A 21352-nucleotide genomic window follows, 5' to 3' on the forward strand; every position below is an offset into this window, starting at 1 on the left:
AAGAAGAGATTTGCAAAAAACGCATGGCTGACCAAGCAGGATTGTAACAGCTATGGACTGGGACAAACTAAGAATATTTCACGCGGTTGCCGATGCCGGCAGCCTGACCCATGCTGGCGACACGCTGCATCTGTCGCAATCAGCCGTCAGCCGGCAGATCCGCGCGCTGGAAGAGACGCTGGGAACGACGCTTTTCCACCGGCATGCACGCGGACTGATTCTTACCGAACAGGGCGAGTTGCTGTTCGAGGCGACCTCCGCCATGGCGCGCAAGCTGGACGGCGCCTCGGCCCGCATCCGCGACAGCGAGGAAAATGTTCTTGGCGAACTGAAGGTGACGACAACGGTCGGCTTCGGCACGCTGTGGCTGGCCCCGCGCCTGGTCAAGCTTTACGAGAAATATCCCGACCTGAAGATCGACCTGATGCTGGAGGAGCGGGTGCTTGACCTGCCCATGCGCGAAGCCGATGTCGCGATCCGCATGAAGGAACCCAGCCAATCAGACCTGATCCGTCGGCGCCTGCTGAATATCCGCATGCGGCTTTATGCCACGCAGGAATATCTGGATCACGCCGGCACCCCAGGCAGCCTGGACGACCTGTCCACCCATCGGCTGATCTGTCAGAAAACCGATCAGCCGCAGGTCGCGGCCGGCGCGCGGCTGGTTCAGGAAATCATGTCCCGGAACATCACCTCGATGTTAACCGTGAACAATTATTTCGGCGTGCTTCAGGGCGTTCTGGCCAATGTTGGCGTCGGCGTTCTGCCCGACTACCTGGCCGTGGATCACCAGGGCCTTGTGCGCGTCCTGCCCGAGATCGAGTCGGGCGAGGTCCCGGTCTTCCTGGCCTACCCCGAAGAACTGCGCCAGACGCGGCGCGTTGCCGCATTCCGCGATTTTGTCTTGGAAGAGATTCAGGCCTATCGGCGGCAGAAAAGCGAAGTCGTGCCTGAATAGTGCGCTAAACCTGCCGAATCCTGACAAATCCAACTGCAATTTTGCCGCGACTCGGGGTTGATCTACAACTTTCGCGTGTAGCTATTCAGCAACTGCATGGCGGCTATGCTGCGGGTGCAGCATCATTTTCCTTGAACCATTCGCATCCTGCCCATAAATCAGGCTGCGAAGGCGGTGGTCAGCTTAACCGCGCATCACCTTCTACCTCCCTGTTGGACTTAGGCCGGGCCTCGTGCCCGGCTTTTTTTTGTCCGCACGGGCGCGGTTCGCCGCGCAACCCTTCCCATGGCGGGCGTCTCACCATAAAAGGCGCCAGACCACACGGGGCAGGAAGGGCCGGATATGCAGGAACCGTCGATCACCGTCGATCTGATCGCCGCGCACGGGCTGAAGCCCGACGAATATGACCGCATCCTGAAGATCATCGGCCGCGAACCGACCTTCACCGAACTGGGCATCTTCAGCGCGATGTGGAACGAACATTGTTCCTACAAATCGTCCAAGAAATGGCTGCGCACCCTGCCGACGGAAGGGCCGCAAGTCATCTGCGGGCCGGGAGAGAACGCGGGCGTCGTCGATATCGGCGACGGCCAGGCCGTGGTCTTCAAGATGGAAAGCCACAACCACCCTTCCTACATCGAACCGCATCAGGGCGCGGCGACCGGTGTGGGCGGCATCCTGCGCGATGTCTTCACGATGGGCGCACGGCCCATCGCGGCCATGGATTCGCTGTCCTTCGGGCGGCCCGAACATCCCAAGACGGCACATCTGGTCAAGGGCGTGGTCGAAGGGATCGGCGCTTATGGCAATTGCTTCGGCGTGCCGAATGTCGGCGGCGAGGTGCGGTTCCACCGCAGCTATGACGGAAACTGCCTTGTGAACGCCTTCGCGGCGGGCCTGGCGGATACCGACAAGATCTTCTATTCGGCCGCATCCGGCGTCGGCATGCCGGTAGTCTATCTGGGCGCAAAGACCGGTCGCGACGGCGTCGGCGGCGCCACGATGGCCAGCGCCGAGTTCGATGACACGATCGAGGAAAAGCGGCCCACCGTTCAGGTCGGCGACCCCTTTACCGAAAAATGCCTGCTGGAAGCCTGCCTGGAATTGATGGCCTCGGGTTCGGTGATCTCGATTCAGGACATGGGCGCGGCAGGGCTGACCTGTTCCGCGGTCGAGATGGGCGACAAGGGCGGACTGGGCATCAAGCTGCATCTGGACGCCGTCCCGCAGCGTGAAACCAACATGACCGCCTATGAAATGATGCTGTCGGAATCCCAGGAACGGATGCTGATGGTGCTGAAGCCCGAGAAAGAGGCCGAAGCGCGTGCGATCTTCGAGAAATGGGACCTCGATTTCGCCATTGTCGGCGAAACCATTGCCGAAGACCGATTCCTGATACTGCATGGCAACGACGTCAAGGCGGATCTGCCGCTGTCCAAACTGTCCTCCAGCGCGCCTGAATATGATCGCCCGTGGGTCGAGACGCCGGCCGCAGACGCCGCCCCCACCCTGCCCCCGATCCGCCCGATCGCGGCGCTGCGCGCCCTGATCGGCAGCCCCAACCATGCCCACAAATCATGGGTCTGGGAACAATACGACACGCAGGTCGGTGCCGATACGATCCGCCGTCCGGGGCTGGGTGCGGGCGTCGTGCGGGTGCATGGCACGAACAAGGCGCTGGCCTTCACCAGCGACGTCACCCCCCGCTATGTCAAGGCGAACCCGTTCGAGGGCGGCAAGCAGGCCGTTGCCGAGGCGTATCGCAATCTCTGCGCTGTCGGCGCGACGCCGCTGGCCACCACCGACAACCTGAATTTCGGCAACCCCGAAAAGCCAGAGATCATGGGTCAGTTCGTCGGCGCGATCAAAGGCATCGGCGAAGCATGTCGCGCACTGGACTTCCCGATCGTGTCGGGCAACGTGTCGCTTTACAACGAGACCGACGGCAAGGGGATCCTGCCGACGCCGACCATCGGCGGTGTCGGTCTGATCGACAACATCTCGCACCTGATCGCGGGTCTGCCGTCGGAAGGCGATCTGGCGCTGGTGATCGGCCGGACCGACGGACATCTTGCCCAATCGGCCCTGGCGCACGAGGCGTTCGGGATCGAAACCGGCGATGCCCCCCATGTCGATCTTGATGCCGAACGCAGGCACGGCGAATTCCTGCGGACGCACCGCCGGCATCTGAAAGCCGCGACTGACCTGTCGGATGGCGGGCTTGCGCTGGCCGCGTTCGAGATGGCCGAGGCGGCGGGCATCGGCCTGCATCTGGACAGCAGCGATATCGGTCAGCTGTTCGGAGAGGATCAGGCCCGCTATCTGGTCGCCTGCAATGGCGAAAGCGCTGATGCCATCCAGAAGGCGGCCGAACTGGCCGGAATTCCTGTGGCGCAGGTCGGCAGGTTCGGCGGGACGATGGTCGAACTGGGCGATGACGCCGAAGATCTGGACGAACTGGCGCCGCTGTACCGCACGGCATTCAAGGTCGCGATCAAGGGCGACATGCCCGATCACGCATGACCTTGCGCGCGCCCGCCGGTTTCGCCGTCATCGTCACGGCGGCGGGTCGTGGCAGCCGCGCGGGCGGCGACGCGCCCAAGCAATGGCGCAGCCTTGCGGGGCGTTCGGTGCTGGCCCGGGCACTGGCCGCCTTCTCGGGTTTTGATCGCGTGGTGCTGGTCGTGCATCCCGACGACATGGGTAATGCGATCAGGGAATTCTCGGGCGCCGTCACAATCGTCTCGGGGGGCGAGACCCGCGCGTCCAGTGTCCGCAACGGCCTGCTGTCCCTGCGCGGCAGTGGCATCAGCCATGTGTTGATCCATGACGGCGCGCGCCCTCTGGTCGGCGACGACGTCATCGGCGGCGTCATAGAGGCTTTGACGGCGGGCGCATTGGCGGCGGCGCCCGCGCTGCCGGTCAGCGATGCGCTGTGGCGCGGCGATCAGGGCATGGTCACCGGAACCGCCGCGCGCGACGGGCTGTATCGCGCCCAGACCCCGCAAGGATTTTCCTTCGACCACATCCTGACGGCCCATCTGGAACATTCGCACGACGCCGCCGATGATGTCGAACTGGCGCGTATGGCGGGATTGCAGGTCGCAATCACAACAGGCAGTGAAGACAATCTGAAGATCACCTATCCTGCGGATTTCGCGCGGGCCGAACGGATTCTGGGAACGGCAATGGATATACGGCTTGGCAACGGTTACGACGTTCACGCCTTCGGGCCGGGCGATCATGTCTGGCTGTGCGGCGTGCAGATCCCGCACGAGGCCGGGCTGGTCGGCCATTCTGATGCCGATGTCGGCATGCACGCCCTGACCGACGCCATCTATGGCGCGCTGGCCCAGGGCGATATCGGTCGGCATTTTCCACCTTCCGACCCGCAATGGAAAGGTGCGGACAGCGCGATCTTTCTGCGCCATGCGGCAGAGCTTGCCCGCAGCCACGGGTTTTCATTCGGCAATTGCGATGTCACGCTGATCTGCGAGGCCCCGAAGATCGGACCGCACGCCGCCGCGATGCAGCTGCGCCTGTCCGAAATCACGGGGATCGACGCAGACCGGATCAGCGTCAAGGCGACCACCTCGGAACGCCTTGGATTTACCGGCCGACGCGAAGGGATCGCGGCCATCGCAACCGCCGCGCTGATGAAAGGATAAATGATGGACCGCCTGCTGTGTATCTGGTTCGGTGCCGGGCTGTTGAAGCCAGCCCCCGGCACCTGGGGATCGGCAGTTGCCGTCGCTCTGGGGCTGCTGATCCACAGGATCGGGCATTTTCCCCTGCTGGCCATCGCCACGGTTGCCGTCACCATCGCAGGGTTCTGGGCCGTTCGCCGCCATACCGCCGGCATGGAAGACCCAGACCGCAGCGAGATCGTCATTGACGAGGTCGCGGGCCAGTGGCTGGCACTGTGTTTTCCTTCGGCGGGGTTCTTCTTTGCGGGGCTGCCCGCAAGCAGCTTTCCCTATCCCGGCTGGATCGCGGCATTCCTGTTCTTTCGCCTGTTCGACATCTGGAAGCCATGGCTTGTCGGACGCGCCGACCGGCAAGGAGGGGTCGATGGCGTGATGGTGGATGATCTCTGGGCGGGTCTCTTCGCGGGCATCGCCACGATGATCGCCGCAGCCATAGCCCACGGGGTGCTGATGTGAGCCTAGCGGCCGAGGTGCTGGGCGCCGCCCGTGCACGGGGCGTCCTGATCGCCACCGCCGAAAGCTGCACCGGCGGGCTGATTGCGGCTGCACTGACCGAGGTTCCGGGTTCGTCCGATGTCGTGGACAGGGGCTTCGTGACCTATTCAAACGCCGCGAAACGCCAGATGCTGGGCGTCAACCCCGCAGCGCTTGACGCATTCGGCGCCGTCAGCGAACAGGTCGCGGCCGAGATGGCCAGCGGCGCCTTGGCGCATTCGGATGCAAACCTTGCGGTCGCGGTCACCGGGATAGCGGGCCCTGGCGGATCTGACCACAAACCCGAGGGACGGGTCTGTTTCGGTGTTGCGACTGCGTCAGGGGTGACGACGCCCGAAGTGGCAACCGAGACGATCGATTTCGGCCCAATCGGCCGCCACCGGGTGCGCGCCGCAACGGTCGATCACGCGCTGCGGCTGTTGCTGCAGCATCTCGGTCAGCACCGCGTCGGGGAAACCGACAGCTGACCTAGGTCTGCTGCCCCGCCAGCGCCGCAAGGAACCGTTCGATATCCGCGTGGGGCGTGTTCCACGACGTCACCAGACGGATCGGCACGGGATCCAGCCCCTCGGCCGACTTGTCGGGCCACAGATGATAGATCGCCCCGGCCTCTTGAGCGCGCCCATGCGCCGCGGCGGGAATGGTCGCAAAGACGGCGTTTGACTGGACCGGCACCAGCAGCGAACCGCCGGCCTCCAGCACCCCCTCGGCCAGCCGTGCAGCCAGACCATTCGCGTGGCGGGCAAGGTCCAGCCACAGGCCGTCTTCGGCCAGCGCCAGCATCTGCGCCGACAGAAATCGCTGCTTCGAGAAGACATGCCCGGACTGCTTGCGGCGATAGTCGAACCCTTCGGCCAGTGCAGGATCGAAGAATACCACGGCTTCGGCCGCCATCGCGCCGTTCTTGGTGCCGCCAAGGCACAGCACATCAACGCCGGCACGCCAGGTCAGATCGGCGGCGGAACCTTCCAAGGCCGCGACAGCATTGGCAAAGCGCGCGCCATCCATGTGCAGCGGCAGCCCCGCCCGATGCGCGGTTTCCGCCAGTGCCGCGACATCATCGATGCTGTAGACCGTGCCCCATTCGGTCGCGTTGGTGATCGACACCATCGCGTTGCGGCCACCGTTCAGCCCCCCACCGGCGCCGATGCGCAGGGCGTCGGCCAGAACATGCGGCGCGATCTTGCCACCCTCGCCCGGCAGCGTCACCAGCTTGCCGCCGTGGGTAAAGAACTCGGGCGCGCCGCATTCGCTGGTTTCGATATGCGCGTCCTCGTGACAATAGATGCGACCACCCGCCGGACAAAGCTGCGCACAGACCAGCGCATTGGCCGCCGTTCCCGTCGCCACAAAGCGGATGACGGCATCGGGTGCCTGCAACAGGTCGCGCAGCGCCGCTTCGGCACGCGCGGTCACCGGATCGTCGCCATAGCCCATCATCGCACCATCGTTGCACTCGGCAAGCGCACGCACGACCGCCGGATGCGCGCCATATGCGTTGTCCGATGCAAAATTCACGACAGATCCTCGATGATATGTTGGTCCCAGTCTTCCTCGTCGATCTCGGCCTCGCTGACGGTCCAGCCGCGCACGCTGACACCGGCGCGGTGAACCGCTTCGGGATCGCCCGAGATCAGGTGATGCCAATCATAAAGCGGCTTGCCTTCGGCCCGCAGGCGATAGGCGCAGGTGGCGGGCAGCCACCATGCGATATCCTTCAGCCGCGCCGGTGTCAGCACCACGCATTCGGGAACATAGTCATGCCGGTTGGCATAGGAACTGCACCGACAGGCGTGCCCGTCCAGCAGCTTGCAGGCGACGCGGGTGAACGCCAGTTCCTGCGTATCCTCGTATTCGATCTTGTTCAGGCAGCACTTGCCGCAGCCATCGCACAGCGCCTCCCACTCATCGCGGGTCAGCCGGTCCAGCCGCATTTCCCAGAACCGTTCGCGCATCACGCGCCCGACAGAACCGCGCGCGCCTGTCCGGCGTCGGCGGCGATCTGGTCGATCAGCGTCTCGACATCGTCGAACTTCGCCTCGTCGCGCAGGAACTCGACCAGCGCGACCGACAGATGTTCGCCGTATAGGTCGCCGTCAAAGTCGAACAGATGCACTTCAAGATTGGGTTCGTTCCGACCGAACATCGGGCGCACGCCCAGGCTGGCGACACCTTGGCAGGACAGCCGATCCGGTCCGGTCAGCACATCGACCAGCACCGCATAGACGCCCAGTCGCGGCAGGTGCAGCCCCTCAAGGCGCATATTCGCGGTCGGCCAGCCGAAGTCGCGGCCGCGCTTGTCGCCATGCACGACTTCGCCCTCGATCCGATGCCAGTGACCCAGCATCCGTTCGGCATCGCGCACCCGCCCCTCGCTCAGCGCGGTGCGGATCGCGGTGGAACTGTAGTCCTGCCCGCCGGTGCCGACCAGCGGCACCGCCGTCACGCCAAAGCCGAACCGGCGACCCAGATCGGCCAGGGTCTGAACATCGCCCGCGCGTTTCTTGCCAAAGCGGAAATCGGCGCCGACGGTGACGTGCCGGACGCCCAGACCTTCGGCAAGCACGTCCTGTGCGAAGGCTTCGGGCGTCAGGCCGGCCAAAACCGGACCGAACGGCAATTCGTATAGATGTTCGACCCCCAGCCTTGCCAGTCGGTTGGCGCGCGATTCAGCGTTCATCAGCCTGAAGGCGGCGGCATCGGGCGCAAAATACTGTCGCGGATGCGGCTCGAAGGTCAGGATCCCAAGCGGGGCGTCGGCTGCGCGGGACGCGGTCTCGATCACCACCCGGTGTCCCAGATGGACGCCGTCGAAATTGCCCATCGCCACGGTCGCCCCACGGGCGCTGGCAGGCAATCCGTTCCAGTCGTGATGGATATGCAACGGGCCCCCAGTCGGGGCGCCTGCCGCCCCGTCAGTCGAACTTGCGGCTTGGGGCCAGTACGACCGCCTCGCCTTTCAGCACGACCGTATCGCCCACCAGACAGCGGGTTGCAAGCGTCACCCGGCGTTTCGCGTGGTCGATCGTATCCACCGTGACCTCGGCGCGGACCATGTCGCCAGGACGCACCGGAGCCATGAATTTCAGGGTCTGCCCCAGATAGACGGTGCCATGTCCCGGCAATTGTTCTCCGATCACCGCCGAGATCAGTCCCGCGGTCAGCATACCGTGGGCGATCCGTCCCTCGAAAATCGTGTCCTGTGCATAATCATCATCCAGGTGCACCGGATTGCGGTCGGTCGAAACCTGGGCGAACAATTCGATATCGTGGTCGGTCACCTGCTTTTGCAGATAGCGGGTCATGCCGACTTCCAGATCCTCAATGACGATCGTGCCGCGGGGAAGATTGTCGAACATGCTGTCATCCATCTCTTGCGCCGGTTTTCTGAACGTGATGCTGCGTAGCAGCAATTTTACCCTCGCGCAACAAACTATCACATAAATGGTATAAAAGTATAATAATGTTGCACGTTGGCCGCCACCCAAACTGATTGCCACAAAAAGAAAACCCGCACCGATGGGTGCGGGTTGAGCGATGGACAGCGCGCGATCAAGCTTCAGCGAAGGCGGCCTATCGCGTATTGCGGCTGCTGCTGATGATGCGCCAGCCATTCGCGCAGCAATTCGGGATCGGGGTTCTCGACATCGTCGCCGAAGGCCGCCGCGGCAAGCCCACCGGTCACGAACAGCGCATCGATACCCTCTTGCTGCGCACCGCGGATATCGGTGTTGATCCCGTCGCCGATGGCCAGCACCCGCGACGAATCGGTCAGTGACAGAAGACGCCGCGCACGTTCGTAGATCGGCGGATGAGGCTTGCCGAAATAGAAAGATACCCCGCCCAGATCCTCGTAGAACTCGGCCAGGGCACCCGCGCAATAGATCCGCGTCTCGCCCATATCGACCACCACATCGGGATTGGCGCACAGCATCTTCAGCCCGCGCTGCCGCGCCAGCATCAGACGGGCGCGATAATCCTCGGGCGCCTCGTTCACCTCGTCGAAGGGGCCTGTGCAGACAATGCCCTCGGCCTCTTCCAGCGACACCCTGACCACCGCAGGTGCATCGGCCCATTCGGCCGGAATGTCGTTGAAGAAGCCGTCATCCTTTTCGGTGCCGATATGCCAGACCTTGCGGCCCACGGCACCCTCGAACATCGCGTCCTGCGCTGCGTCCCCGGAACTGATCACCATGTCCCAGGCGTCGCGCGGCACACCCATCCGGTCAAGCTGCGCGATGACATACTGGTTCGGACGCGGCGCGTTCGTCATCAGCACGACACGCCCGCCACCGCGGCGATAATCCTGAAGGGCCGCCACCGCCGCCTGATAGGGGCGTTTGCCGTTATGCAGACAGCCCCACAGATCGCAGAACAGCGCGTCATATTGCGTGCCGATCTGCGACAGGCTTTCGATGATGCGGGTCATCAGACGGCCAGGGCGGGGATGATCTGCTTCTTGCGGCTCATGATCCCCGGCAGAACGACCGTATCGCCGGTGACCGTCGCGCCAAAGCTTTTCGCGGCGACCTCGCGCACGAAATCATCGGGCACCAGCAACGTGGCCTCTTCTCGCAGGATGTCGATGATGAACAGCAGAACATGATCGGCACCGTCCGCCGCCGCGACGCCAGGCATGGCCGCGACCAGCGCATTCTTGCGATCCAGCAGCACCTGCGGCGCCGTCGTTTCCAGTACCGAGATGCGCAGCTGCTTGCCGCCCAGTTCGTATTCCTTGCTGTCCATCCGCAGCAGCGCCTCATCGCTGAAGGCGCTGACATCGGATTTGGCCGCGAACATCTCGTTGGCGTAATCGGTGATGTTCAGCCCCAGTTCCGCTGCCAGCTTTTCGGCCACCGCGCGGTCATGCGGGGTCGTCGTGGGGCTGCGGAATTCCAGCGTGTCGGACAGGATGCAGGTCAGCATCGCGCCCTTCACCGCCTCGGGGGCGCGAGCCAGATCGTCGCCGATCAGGTCATGCATGATCGTGGCGGTGCAGGCCAGGGGACGGATGGTGATGTTGATCGGCGTCTTGGTCTTCACGCCGCCTGCCAGCATGTGGTGATCGATGATCTCGATCACATCCGCATCGTTGATGCCTGCGGGCAGTTCGGCAGGATTGTTCGTGTCCACCACGACGCATTTTTCGCCCTTCTCGACATCCGAGATGATCTCGGGCTTGTCGAGGTTCCAGCGGGTCAGCATCCAGGCGGCCTCGGTGTTTGGCTCGCCCTGCAGAACCGCCTTGGCGGGGGTCTTGCGGACCTCGCTCAGATACCACGCCCAGATGATGGGCGAGCCGGTCGAGTCGGTGTCGGGGGAGGTGTGGCCGAATACCTTGATCATGATGCGCCTCTGCGGGTTCGAATGTCGCGCGCCTTATAGGCGGCATGCAGGGTGATGTCCACGCGGGCGGCACCGCGCCGACGGCGTCTGTCAGTCCGAATAGATCATCCTGCGCGTCATGCCGCCATCGACGACAAAGTGCTGTCCGGTGATGAACCCAGCCTTGTCGGACGCCAGATAGGCGACCAGCGTCGCGACATCCTGCGGCACGCCGACTCGTCCGGCAGGGTGTTGGGCCAGATCGGTGGCAGAGTGGTCCGGCTCTCTGCGTTCGGACCGCTTTTGCCACGGCCCTGTCTCGATCCAGCCCGGCAGGATCGCGTTCACCCGCACAGAAGGCCCAAGACTGATGGCCAGCGCGTGCGTCAGGGACAGCAGCGCGCCCTTGGCCGCCGCATAGGCCTCGCAATCGGGTTCGGATTGCAGCGCGCGGGTCGAGGCAACGGTCACGATCGCGCCATGCGCCCGACGCAGCAGCGGAACCGCAGCACGCACGCAAAGAAACGCCCCGGTCACATGGCTGTCCTGCCAGCGCCGCCAATCTGCCAAGGACAGCGCCTCGATCGGTCCGCTGACAGGGTCCGCGATGCCGGCGTTCGAGACCAGCAGATCCAGACCTGCGCCATCCAGCCAATCTTCAACTTGCCTGAAGCCGTCGGTCACAGACGTCTCGTCGCCGACATGCGCGTGGATCAACAGAATTTCATGATCTTCGGCGCCCAGATCGCTCAGCGCCTGAGTATCTCGGTCGAAAATGGCAACGCGCCAGCCTTCCGCGCGAAGATGCACCGCGATCCCCTTGCCGATCCCTTGCGCGCCGCCGGTAATCAGTGCCGATCGCATGCTGCCCTCGTCAGTTGCCGCATTCACGCAACAACGGGACCTCGGCGAGGGTTCCCCGCGTCAGCCGCGGCTGGTCAGCCGACGGGAGTTGGCGCGCGTGCGCTTGCCATAAGGCCGCAAGGCGGCCGACATCATGCGGTCGGCGCTGGCGCCGCGGCTGGCGGCCTGCGCGACGGCGAACATCGACTCGGACGCGGCGGCCTGCTTTTCGGCAACCATGCGAAACGGCTCGCCAGGGGACTGGGCCATCATGCCCATCATCCCGGCGACGCGATATCCGATCACCATCTGGGAATCCATTGCGATCCGCGCCATCTGCGCCCAGACCCGATACGGGGCACCGACAGCCGACATCAGATTAATTCTTTGGGTCATTCTTATATCCTTCGTGTCATCGGCAAAGCCGGACGGGTCATTCTGTCGCTATCGAAGATATGAATACAAGTGCCACTTTTGAACAGGTGAGCCAGATTCAGGCATTGCCCGGCTTGGCAAGCACGGGCCGCCATGTATAGAGGCAGGCCATGATCGACAGCATCACACTCCGCCGCCCCGACGACTGGCACCTGCATTTGCGCGATGGCGCGATGCTGGTGGCCGTGGCCCCGCTTTCCGCCGGTTTCGGCCGCGCGATCATCATGCCGAACCTGGTCCCGCCGGTGGTAACGGGTGCCCAGGCGGCCGCCTATCGCAACAGGATCCTTGCGGCGCTGCCGGAAAACGCCCCGCTGAAGCCACAGATGACGCTGTATCTGACGGACGGCACCGATCCGGCCGATGTCGTCGCAGCGCACAAGGACGGCATCATCCGCGCGGTCAAGCTGTATCCGGCCGGCGCGACCACCAACTCGGCCAGCGGCGTGACCGATGTCGAACGCGTGCGCCCGGTGCTGGCGGCGATGGCCGAGGCGGGCATTCCCCTGTGCGTTCACGGCGAGGTCACGGATCCCTCGGTGGACATCTTTGATCGCGAGGCCGTGTTCATCGACCGGGTACTGGATCCGCTGCGCCGCGCCACGCCCGGTCTGCGCGTGGTGATGGAACATATCACGACCTCGGATGGCGTGGCCTATGCACGGTCCGGCGGCGATGATCTGGCGGCGACGATCACGACCCATCACCTGGTCATCAACCGCAACGCCATCCTGGCGGGCGGAATTCGTCCCCACTACTACTGCCTGCCGGTGGCCAAGCGCGAAACCCATCGCCTGGCCCTGCGCGAGGCGGCGACCAGCGGCGAGGCACGCTTTTTCCTGGGCACCGACAGCGCGCCTCACACCGACAGCGCCAAGCTGCAACCCTGCGGCTGCGCGGGCTGCTTTACCGCACCCAACACCATGTCGATCCTGGCCCATGTGTTCGAAGAGGACGGCGCGCTGGACCGCCTGGAATCGTTCACCAGCCTGAACGGCGCCGCCTTCTACGGCATGGAGCCGAACGAGGACCGCATCCGCCTGGCACGGCGCGACGTGGCGGCCGATTATCCGGCCTCGATCTCGGTCGGCGATCAGACCGTGACGGTCTTTGATCCAGGATTTCCGCTTTACTGGCATCTGGAGGACGCATGAGCCTGCCCTACCCCGCGCGCGAGGAAATCGCCCGCCTGACCGCCCGCATGCTGCTGGAAATCAAGGCGGTGGACTTCAACGCCGAGACGCCCTTTACCTATGCCTCGGGCCTGAAGGGGCCGACCTATGTCGATTGCCGCCGGATCATCAGCTTCCCGCGCGTGCGCCAGACCCTGATGGATTTTCTGGCCGCCACGGTCGCGCGCGACGCCGGGTTCGAAGCGTTCGATAACGTGGCCGGCGGTGAAACGGCGGGCATCCCGTTCGGCGCGATGGTTGCCGAGCGGCTGGGACTGCCGATGACCTATGTGCGGAAAAAGCCGAAGGGTTACGGTCGCAACGCCCGGATCGAGGGCGTGATGACCGAAGGCCAGCGCGTTCTGCTGGTCGAGGATCTGACCACCGATGGCGGCAGCAAGCTGTCCTTCGTGGATGCGATCCGTGACACCGGGGCGACCTGCGCCCATACCGCCGTGATCTTCTATTACGGCATCTTTCCGGAAACGACCCAGCGTCTGGCAGATCACGGCGTGCGACTGCACCACCTCTGCACCTGGTGGGACGTCTTGGAAGAGGCGCGGGCGCAAGAAGCCTTTGACGAAGACACCCTGACCGAGGTTCGGACCTTCCTGACAGATCCGCGCGGCTGGCAGGCGGCAAACGGCTGAACGCCGTTTATCCACAGCCTGTCCACAGAACGGCACACCGTTTTCCGGCCGCGCGGGATTTCCCGCCGCCGCCGCTTGGGGTAGAACGGTCGGATAACCACGAAAACGGGGCATGGGGCAGATGAGCGGCTTGCGCGCGATCATTCCGGGGCAGGAAGATCAGGACGACGAGAAGCAGGCGGTACCCTTCTCGCTTGAGGCCGAGCAGCAATTGCTGGGCGCATTGCTGACCAATAACGACGTGTTCGACCGAGTCAGCCAAGTCATCAAGTCCGAACATTTCTATCATCCGGTCCACGCCCGCATCTTCGAGATCTGTGCCGAACGGATTCGCAAGAACGCACTGGCAAGCCCGGTGACCATCAAGGCCTTCATGGAAAATGACGAGGGCCTGAAGGAACTGGGCGGCGCGCCCTATCTGGCGCGGCTGGCCGCGGCCGCGATCTCGGCCTATGCGGCGCGCGACTATGCGCAGATGATCCGCGAATTCGCGCTGCGCCGCGAACTGATCGGGTTGGGTCAGGACATCTCGGCCCGCGCGGCCAGCGTCGAGGTCGGAGACGACGCCGAAGAACAGATCAAGGCCGCCGAACAGACCCTCTACAAGCTGGGCGAACAGGGCGTGGCCGAGCGCGGCTTCCAGTCATTCCTGAAGGCGGTGACGGGCGCGGTGCAGGCTGCGAATGCCGCCTATCAGCGCGACGGCAAGCTGTCGGGCATTTCGACCGGACTGGTGGATCTGGACGGCAAGATGGGCGGGCTGAACAATTCCGACCTGATCATCCTTGCCGGCCGCCCGTCGATGGGCAAGACATCCTTGGCCACCAACATCGCCTTCAACATCGCCAAGGCGCACAAGACGGGCGAGCGCCCCGACGGCACGCAAGGTTCGATCGAGGGCGGCGTGGTCGGATTCTTCAGTCTGGAAATGTCGGCCGAGCAGCTGGCCGCGCGGATCCTCTCCGAAGCCGCCGAGGTTCCCAGCGAACGGATCCGCAGCGGCAACATGGACGAAAGCGAATTCCGCCGCTTTGTCGAGGCCGCGCACGCCTTGCAGAACTGCCCGCTTTACATCGACGACACGCCCGCCTTGCCGATCAACCAGCTTGCCGCCCGTGCGCGCAAGCTGAAGCGCACGCACGGCCTTGATGTGCTGATGGTGGACTATCTTCAACTGCTGAAGGCCGCCAGCGCCAAGGACAGCCGTGTGAACGAGGTCAGCGAGATCACCCAGGGTCTGAAGGCGGTTGCCAAGGAACTGAACATTCCGGTCATCGCGCTGTCGCAGCTGTCGCGTCAGGTCGAGAACCGCGAGGACAAGCGCCCGCAACTGTCGGACCTGCGCGAATCCGGGTCGATCGAACAGGACGCCGACATCGTGATGTTCGTGTTCCGCGAGGAATACTACAAGGAACGCGAAAAGCCCTCGGATGCCGATCTGGACGCGATGGCCAAGTGGCAGCAGATCATGGAACAGGTCCACGGCAAAGCCGAGGTCATCCTTGGCAAGCAGCGTCACGGCCCGATCGGCACGGTCGAACTGTCCTTCGAGGGACAGTTCACCCGCTTTGGCAACCTTGCAAAGGATCGCCAAACCCAATGGGATTAAGCCTGCCCGTCCCGGTCATCACGATCGGGTTGCTGATTGCCTCGAACGTCTTCATGACCGTCGCATGGTATGGTCATCTGAAGTTCAAGACCGCCCCCCTGATCGTGGTGATCCTGGTAAGCTGGGGCATCGCCTTCTTCGAATATCTGATGCAGGTCCCCGCGAACCGGATCGGATACGGGCATTTCAGCGCCGCACAGCTGAAGACCATTCAGGAGGTCATCAGCCTTTCCGTCTTCGCCATTTTCTCGTGGGTCTATCTGGGCGAACGGGTCGGCTGGCAGCACGGCGTAGGCTTTGCCCTGATCTGCCTGGGCGCTTGGTTCGTCTTCCATGACTGGAGCTAGGACCCCTCCGCATCCGATGACCCTGGTGGCGCTGTCGGGGATGGGCGCGCTGTCGATGAACATCTTCTTGCCGTCGCTGCCGGGCATGGCGCGGGATTTCGACGTGGACTACGCGATCATGCAGCTGTCGGTGTCGGCCTATATCGGCGCCAGCGCGGTGATCCAGCTGCTGGCCGGCCCGGTCAGCGACCGGTTCGGCCGCAGGCCGGTCGCGCTGGTCGGACTGGTGATCTTTGCGCTGGCGACGGTCGGCACGCTGATTGCGCCCAACGCCACGATGTTCCTGCTGTTCCGACTGATCCAGGCGATGGTCTCGGTCTGCCTGCTGCTGTCGCGGGCTGCGGTGCGCGACATCTATGACGACGCGCGGGCGGCATCGATGATCGGCTATGTCACCATGGGCATGGCGGTGGTGCCGATGCTGGCGCCGGTGATCGGCGGTGTGCTGGACGAGGCGTTCGGATGGCGCGCGAATTTCGCAATGATGGGAATTCTGGGTCTGATGACGCTGGCGCTGGTCTGGCAGGACATGGGCGAAACGGTCAGCGGCGGCGGGCTGCCCATGCGCCAGCAGATCGCGAATTACCCGATCCTCGCCCGGTCACACCGGTTCTGGGGCTATTGCCTTGCCGCCACGCTGTCCTCGGGCTGCTTCTTTGCCTATCTGGGCGGCGCGCCGTTCGTGGGCGAGCGGGTCTTCGGCCTGACCCCGGCGCAGGTCGGTTATTTCTTCGCTGCCCCTTCGGTCGGGTATCTGGCCGGAAATTTCATGTCCGGGCGGTTCACCGCGCAGGTCGGGCTGAACCGGATGATCCTGTTCGGGGCCCTGATCTGCCTTGTGGCACTGGGCGTGTCGTTGCTGGCGACGCTGGCGGGCATGATCAGCCCGCTGGTTTTCTTCGGCGCCATCGCCTGCATGGGGTTGGGCAATGGGCTTGTCATGCCCAACACCAATATCGGCATGATGAGCGTGCGTCCCGAACTGGCCGGCACCGCCAGCGGTCTGGGTGGCGCGCTGGCGGTGGCGGGCGGGGCAGTTCTTTCGGCACTGGCCGGGGCGCTGCTGCAACCCGGCTCGGGCGCCACCCCGCTGCAGGTGATCATGTTCGCATCGGCAGCCGGATCGCTGGTCTCGGTGCTGTGGGTGCTGCGGCGGGAACGGCGACTGGCGCGGGTCGGCTAGGGCCGCCGGACCGGCAAACCTTATCTTAAGCCTTTTGGGACATGCTGCAGCCCATGTCCCTTGCAACCGCCCTCAACCGTCGCGCGCCAATCCCCCACCATAACACGGCAGGGCTTGCCCGATGCGCTTTGCAAACGATACATCCGAATTTGCAAATGACGGGGGACAGCATGGCGACTCAGAAGATCTACGCGGGCACATCGCTGCGCGAAACGCGGGCGCGCGCAAGTTTGACCCAGCGGCTTTTTGCCGAACGACTGGGTGTCTCCTTGCCCTATCTGTCGCAGATGGAAAACAATCACCGCCCCATCTCGGCCGGTGTCCTGCTGCGACTTGCGCAGGAATTCGGCGTCGACCTGACGACGCTGGCGGCGGGCGATGCCGACCGCATGGTAATCGACATGCAAGAGGCGCTGGCCGACCCGCTTTTCGATGCCGCTCCGCCGTTGGCCGATCTGCGGCTGGCCGCCACCAACACCCCGATCCTTGCCCGCGCCTTTCTGGATCTGTATCGCGCCCACAGGCAGGGCCAGGAGCGACTGGCCGCGCTGGACGAAGCGATCGGAGCGGCAGGCCAGAACGCCCTGTCGACGCCTTGGGAAGAGGTTCGCGACTTCTTTCACTATTGCGACAACTATATCGACGCGGTGGACCGCGCCGCCGAACGCTTTGCCTGCCCCGCCGGGCAACGCACCGATCTGTGGCAATCGGCGGTGAAGACCCTGGCCGACAAGGGAATTCGTGTCACCCTGATGGAGTTGCCTGCAAACTCCGTCTTTCGCCGCAAGGACAACGAATTGCAGGTGAATGCCGCGGCCGAGGCACCGACGCGACTGTTCCAGCTGCTGCATCTGGTGGCGCAGGAACGGCAATCCGACCTGCTGGATGCGACGCTTGATCTGGCCCGCTTCCGCAGCGACACGGCACGGCAGATCGCGCGTCTGGGTCTGGCGAACTACTTCGCCGGCGCCGCCATGATGCCCTATCGCCCGTTTCTTGCCGCCGCACAGGCCGAAAGGCACGATCTGGAACGTCTGGCCCATCTGTTCGATGCCTCGCTGGAACAGGTCGCCCACCGTCTGTCCACCATGCAGCGCCCCGGTGCCAAGGGGGTGCCGTTCTTCTTCGTGCGGGTCGATCAGGCCGGCACAATCACCAAGCGCCATTCCGCCACCCGCCTGCAATTCGCGCGGTTCGGCGGCGCCTGCCCGCTGTGGAATGTCCATCAGGCATTCGAACAGCCGGGCCGGTTCCTGCGGCAATTGGCCGAGACGCCGGACGGGATGCGGTATCTGCTTCTGTCGCGGGACGTGTCGAAACATGCCGGGGTCTTCAATGCCCCGGTCCGCCGCTTCGCGATCGGGCTGGGCTGCGAGGTCGCGCATGCCGAAGGCTTGGTCTATGCTGACGGTCTTGATCTGACAAAACCCCGCGCGTTCGAGCCGATCGGCATCTCGTGCCGCATCTGCCCGCGCCCCGATTGTCACCAGCGCTCGGTGCCGCCGATCGACCGGCCGCTGCGCGTTCCCCCTGACCGAAACGGACCCCTGCCCTATGAGATTGCGTGAAGACGTCTCGCACCGCGGCCCTGCTTCGGCGGAAAATCGCCCGAAAAGGCGTGTATCCGCCCATCTGGCCCGTGCCCGGCAGTTGGTGTGTTGCCATGAAGGCACAGCTACTGTTTACCGCATGACCAACGGAACCAACGCAACCTGCACGCGACAGGTATGTGTCACCGGGGGACAGGACTTGGCGCTGAACGTGATGAACCGACTGAACAGCTCGCTCGAGCGTTTTCTTCCCGAACAGCGACTTTTCCTGCGATCCGACGACGCCACGCGCTTCGTCAGGCTTCGTCCGGTGACGCAGCTTCTGGGAATCAGCGGCATCACACTGGGCTTCGGCTGGATGCTGGTCGCCAGTTCCATCCTCGTGATCGATGCGGTCAGTTCGGGCAGTTCACGCGACCAGATCATCCGCACCCAAAGCGCCTTCGAAGAACGGCTGGACCAGCTTTCTGCCGAACGCGACGCCCGCGCGGCCGAGGCTGTTGCCGCCCAGAACCGCTTTGCCGTGGCGCTGGACCAGGTCTCGCAGATGCAGTCCAAGCTGCTGGCATCCGAAGAACGGCGGCGCGAGCTTGAGACCGGGCTGAACGTGGTGCAATCGACCTTGCGCGATGCCATCACCGAACGCGACGACGCGATCCGCCTGACCGATGGCGAAGACGCGGCCGCAACGGATGCGGACCGCAGCAACGAGGTTTCGGTTGCGCTGGACATCCTGTCCGGAGAGCTTCGCAGCGCCGCCGAGGAACGCAGCGAAGCCCTGCAACAGGCCGAGCAGGCGCGCAGCGCCGCCGCTGATCTTGAAAGCCAGCGCGATCAGATCATCGCCCGCAACGACGAGATCCTGACGCGGCTTGAAGATGCCGTGACGGTTTCGGTCAAACCGCTGGACGAGGTATTCCGCTCGGTCGGGATGAACCCCGAGGACGTCCTGCGGACGATCCGGCAGGGATATTCCGGTCAGGGCGGCCCGCTGACGCCACTGTCCTATTCGACCCGCGGCGATGCCGCGCTGACGCAGGGCGAAACCAAGGCGAACCAGATCATCGTCACCCTGGACCAGATGAACACCTATCGCATCGCGATCGAGAAACTGCCCTTGGCGATGCCGGTCAAATCCGCGTTCCGCTATACCTCGGGCTTCGGCCGCCGCTGGGGCCGGATGCATGAGGGTGTGGACATGGCCGGCCCCGTAGGCACACCGATCTATGCGACCGGCGACGGCGTCGTGATATTCGCAGGCCGCCAAAGCGGCTATGGAAACCTGATCAAGATCCAGCACGAATTGGGCGTCGAGACGCGCTTCGGTCATCTGTCGCGAATTGGCGTGAAGAAGGGCCAAAGGGTGTCGCAAGGCGAGCGGATCGGTGATATGGGCAATACCGGACGCTCGACCGGGCCGCATCTGCATTACGAGGTGCGCATGAAAGGCCGGGCGGTGGACCCGATGAGCTTCATCAAGGCAGCAAGCAATGTTCAGTAAGACCCGCGTGACAGAAAACCGTCCCCAGCAAACCTCGTCGTCGTCGCAGGCCTCCGCCGCCGCGACGGATCAAGGTGCCGCGCCCGCAGCGTCGTCGACGCAGCCCGAACGCAGCGAACCCGCGCCCAGCCCGGCAAAACGCGCTGTGCCGTCGGTGCTGTCGTCCGACCTGACCGTGACCGGCAACATCCAGACCGATGGCGACATCCAGATCGAGGGCAATGTCGAGGGCGACATCCGCGCCCATCAGCTGGTCATCGGCGACAGCGCCACCATCAAGGGCGAGATCGTCGGCGACGAGGTCGTGGTCCATGGCCGCGTGATCGGCCGGGTGCGCGGCCTGAAAGTCCGCCTGACCGCGACTGCGCGGGTCGAGGGCGACATCATCCACAAGACGATCGCGATCGAATCGGGCGCCCATTTCGAAGGCTCGGTCCAGCGCCAGGAAGACCCGCTGGCCGGTGGCAACACCAAGAAACTTGCCCCTCCGCACGCCGGTTGAACCTGCGTTCCCGACCTTGTCACAGGTTCACAGCCCGCGTCGTCGCGGGCTGTTTGCGTTTCGGTCCCCTGCACCGCGCCCCAATCCTATTCCCCCGGGGCGCTGAATACAGCATCTGCCGATCCGGCAAAGCGCATCGGCCGCTTTCGCGTTAGGCTGCCCGCGACGCATGGTGGCGCCGCAGGTTCGCGGGGCGGCCAACTATCATCTCTGAGGAGGGAAGATGAAGCTACTTCGTTACGGCGCAAAAGGCGCAGAGCGCCCCGGACTTCTGGACGCGTCCGGAAAGATTCGCGATCTTTCGGAACACGTCACGGACATCGCCGCAGATGCGCTTATGCCGGACAGCCTGCAGCGGCTTGCCGCACTTGATCCCCAAACCCTGCCGCTTGTGGACGGGGTGCCGCAGCAGGATCTGCGGCTTGGTCCCTGTGTCGGTCAGGTCGGAAAGTTCCTGGCTATCGGCCTGAACTATGCCGACCACGCCGCCGAGGCGGGAATGGATCTGCCGTCCGAACCGATCATCTTCACCAAGTGGAACAGCTCGATCGCCGGGCCCGACGACGACCTGACCCTGCCCGCCGGATCCGCCGCAACCGACTGGGAGGTCGAACTGGGCATCGTGATCGGTGCGGGCGGCCGCGACATCCCCGAATCCGAGGCTCTGGACCGTGTTGCGGGCTACTGCATCGTCAACGACATCAGCGAACGCGACTGGCAACTGCGGCGCGGCGGCACATGGGACAAGGGCAAGGGCTATGACGGGTTCGGCCCTATCGGTCCCTGGCTGGTCACGCCGGACGAGGTCGGCGATCTTGCGGCGATGCGCCTGTGGCTGGATCTGGACGGCGCCCGCCAGCAGGACGGCACGACGGCGACCATGGTCTTCGGACCCGCCCAGCTTGTCGCCTATTGTTCGCGCTTCACCACGCTGGCCCCGGGCGACGTCATCACAACCGGCACGCCACCGGGCGTCGGCATGGGTCAGAAACCGCCGAAATATCTGCGCCCCGGCCAGACCATGCGGCTTGGCATCGACGGGCTGGGCGTGCAAACCCAATATGTCATCGCCTAG

Annotated in this window: 22 protein-coding genes; 14 read left to right on the forward strand and 8 right to left on the reverse strand. The window is 64.2% G+C overall.

Annotation, left to right across the window (positions count from 1 at the left end):
• Positions 1–52 precede the first annotated feature (52 nt).
• The 5 genes from MU516_RS11695 to MU516_RS11715 all read left to right on the forward strand — a co-directional run bounded on the left by MU516_RS11695 (position 53) and on the right by MU516_RS11715 (position 5627).
• Entirely contained in the window at positions 53–958 is a 906-nt protein-coding gene (locus MU516_RS11695) for a LysR family transcriptional regulator (protein WP_209055920.1), read from the forward strand.
• A gap of 342 nt (positions 959–1300) precedes the next feature.
• Positions 1301–3481 carry a phosphoribosylformylglycinamidine synthase subunit PurL gene (gene purL / locus MU516_RS11700; protein WP_260277390.1) on the forward strand — a complete coding sequence of 727 codons (2181 nt, stop codon included), beginning with the start codon at positions 1301–1303 and terminating at the stop codon, positions 3479–3481.
• Positions 3478–4626, forward strand: a complete 1149-nt coding sequence (locus MU516_RS11705) for a bifunctional 2-C-methyl-D-erythritol 4-phosphate cytidylyltransferase/2-C-methyl-D-erythritol 2,4-cyclodiphosphate synthase (protein WP_260277391.1) — start codon at positions 3478–3480, stop codon at positions 4624–4626. Before purL ends, MU516_RS11705 begins: the two co-directional genes overlap by 4 nt.
• A 3-nt stretch (positions 4627–4629) precedes the next feature.
• Positions 4630–5121, forward strand: coding sequence for a phosphatidylglycerophosphatase A family protein (locus tag MU516_RS11710; protein WP_260277392.1), 492 nt, complete (start codon positions 4630–4632; stop codon positions 5119–5121).
• Positions 5118–5627: a CinA family protein gene (locus MU516_RS11715; RefSeq protein ID WP_260277393.1), complete on the forward strand. Its 510-nt coding sequence runs from the start codon at positions 5118–5120 to the stop codon at positions 5625–5627. The genes MU516_RS11710 and MU516_RS11715 overlap by 4 nt, the downstream gene beginning before the upstream one ends.
• A gap of 1 nt (position 5628) precedes the next feature.
• Here the strand turns inward: MU516_RS11715 and MU516_RS11720 are convergent, their stop codons facing one another.
• The 8 genes from MU516_RS11720 to MU516_RS11755 form a co-directional block, all read right to left on the reverse strand.
• Complete coding sequence (locus MU516_RS11720; protein ID WP_260277395.1) at positions 5629–6678, reverse strand: threonine aldolase family protein; 1050 nt, start codon at positions 6676–6678, stop codon at positions 5629–5631.
• A complete protein-coding gene (locus MU516_RS11725) occupies positions 6675–7115 on the reverse strand; it encodes a YcgN family cysteine cluster protein (protein WP_260277396.1) in 441 nt (146 codons plus the stop codon). The genes MU516_RS11720 and MU516_RS11725 overlap by 4 nt, the downstream gene beginning before the upstream one ends.
• A complete protein-coding gene (locus MU516_RS11730) occupies positions 7115–8044 on the reverse strand; it encodes a bifunctional riboflavin kinase/FAD synthetase (protein WP_260277397.1) in 930 nt (309 codons plus the stop codon). Before MU516_RS11730 ends, MU516_RS11725 begins: the two co-directional genes overlap by 1 nt.
• A gap of 31 nt (positions 8045–8075) precedes the next feature.
• Entirely contained in the window at positions 8076–8519 is a 444-nt protein-coding gene (locus MU516_RS11735; protein ID WP_209056052.1) for a MaoC family dehydratase, read from the reverse strand.
• Positions 8520–8719: 200 nt separating this feature from the next.
• Positions 8720–9589, reverse strand: coding sequence for a TIGR01459 family HAD-type hydrolase (locus MU516_RS11740; RefSeq protein WP_260277398.1), 870 nt, complete (start codon positions 9587–9589; stop codon positions 8720–8722).
• Positions 9589–10506, reverse strand: coding sequence for a manganese-dependent inorganic pyrophosphatase (locus tag MU516_RS11745; RefSeq protein WP_260277399.1), 918 nt, complete (start codon positions 10504–10506; stop codon positions 9589–9591). Before MU516_RS11745 ends, MU516_RS11740 begins: the two co-directional genes overlap by 1 nt.
• A 90-nt stretch (positions 10507–10596) precedes the next feature.
• The gene (locus MU516_RS11750) at positions 10597–11349 is read right to left on the reverse strand and encodes an SDR family oxidoreductase (RefSeq protein ID WP_260277400.1); all 753 of its coding nucleotides are present in this window, start codon (positions 11347–11349) and stop codon (positions 10597–10599) included.
• A gap of 60 nt (positions 11350–11409) precedes the next feature.
• Positions 11410–11724: an antibiotic ABC transporter gene (locus MU516_RS11755; protein WP_209055909.1), complete on the reverse strand. Its 315-nt coding sequence runs from the start codon at positions 11722–11724 to the stop codon at positions 11410–11412.
• 149 nt (positions 11725–11873) lie between these two features.
• Between MU516_RS11755 and pyrC the strand changes: the two genes are divergently transcribed.
• The 9 genes from pyrC (at position 11874) to MU516_RS11800 (ending at position 21352) form a co-directional block, all read left to right on the forward strand.
• On the forward strand, positions 11874–12917 hold the full coding sequence (gene pyrC, locus MU516_RS11760) for a dihydroorotase (protein ID WP_260277401.1): 1044 nt from the start codon (positions 11874–11876) through the stop codon (positions 12915–12917).
• On the forward strand, positions 12914–13585 hold the full coding sequence (locus MU516_RS11765; protein ID WP_260277402.1) for an orotate phosphoribosyltransferase: 672 nt from the start codon (positions 12914–12916) through the stop codon (positions 13583–13585). Before pyrC ends, MU516_RS11765 begins: the two co-directional genes overlap by 4 nt.
• 121 nt (positions 13586–13706) lie before the next feature.
• On the forward strand, positions 13707–15194 hold the full coding sequence (locus MU516_RS11770; RefSeq protein WP_209055906.1) for a replicative DNA helicase: 1488 nt from the start codon (positions 13707–13709) through the stop codon (positions 15192–15194).
• The gene (locus MU516_RS11775; RefSeq protein ID WP_260277404.1) at positions 15185–15541 is read left to right on the forward strand and encodes a DMT family protein; all 357 of its coding nucleotides are present in this window, start codon (positions 15185–15187) and stop codon (positions 15539–15541) included. Before MU516_RS11770 ends, MU516_RS11775 begins: the two co-directional genes overlap by 10 nt.
• Before the next feature lie 16 nt (positions 15542–15557).
• Complete coding sequence (locus MU516_RS11780) at positions 15558–16724, forward strand: multidrug effflux MFS transporter (protein WP_260277405.1); 1167 nt, start codon at positions 15558–15560, stop codon at positions 16722–16724.
• 170 nt (positions 16725–16894) lie between these two features.
• Entirely contained in the window at positions 16895–18292 is a 1398-nt protein-coding gene (locus MU516_RS11785; RefSeq protein ID WP_260277406.1) for a helix-turn-helix domain-containing protein, read from the forward strand.
• A 181-nt stretch (positions 18293–18473) separates the two neighbouring features.
• Positions 18474–19775, forward strand: coding sequence for a DUF5930 domain-containing protein (locus tag MU516_RS11790; RefSeq protein WP_425606855.1), 1302 nt, complete (start codon positions 18474–18476; stop codon positions 19773–19775).
• A complete protein-coding gene (locus MU516_RS11795) occupies positions 19765–20277 on the forward strand; it encodes a bactofilin family protein (protein ID WP_260277407.1) in 513 nt (170 codons plus the stop codon). Before MU516_RS11790 ends, MU516_RS11795 begins: the two co-directional genes overlap by 11 nt.
• A gap of 223 nt (positions 20278–20500) precedes the next feature.
• Complete coding sequence (locus MU516_RS11800) at positions 20501–21352, forward strand: fumarylacetoacetate hydrolase family protein (protein ID WP_260277408.1); 852 nt, start codon at positions 20501–20503, stop codon at positions 21350–21352.

The organism is Paracoccus maritimus (assembly GCF_025195095.1).
Taxonomy (GTDB): domain Bacteria; phylum Pseudomonadota; class Alphaproteobacteria; order Rhodobacterales; family Rhodobacteraceae; genus Paracoccus; species Paracoccus maritimus.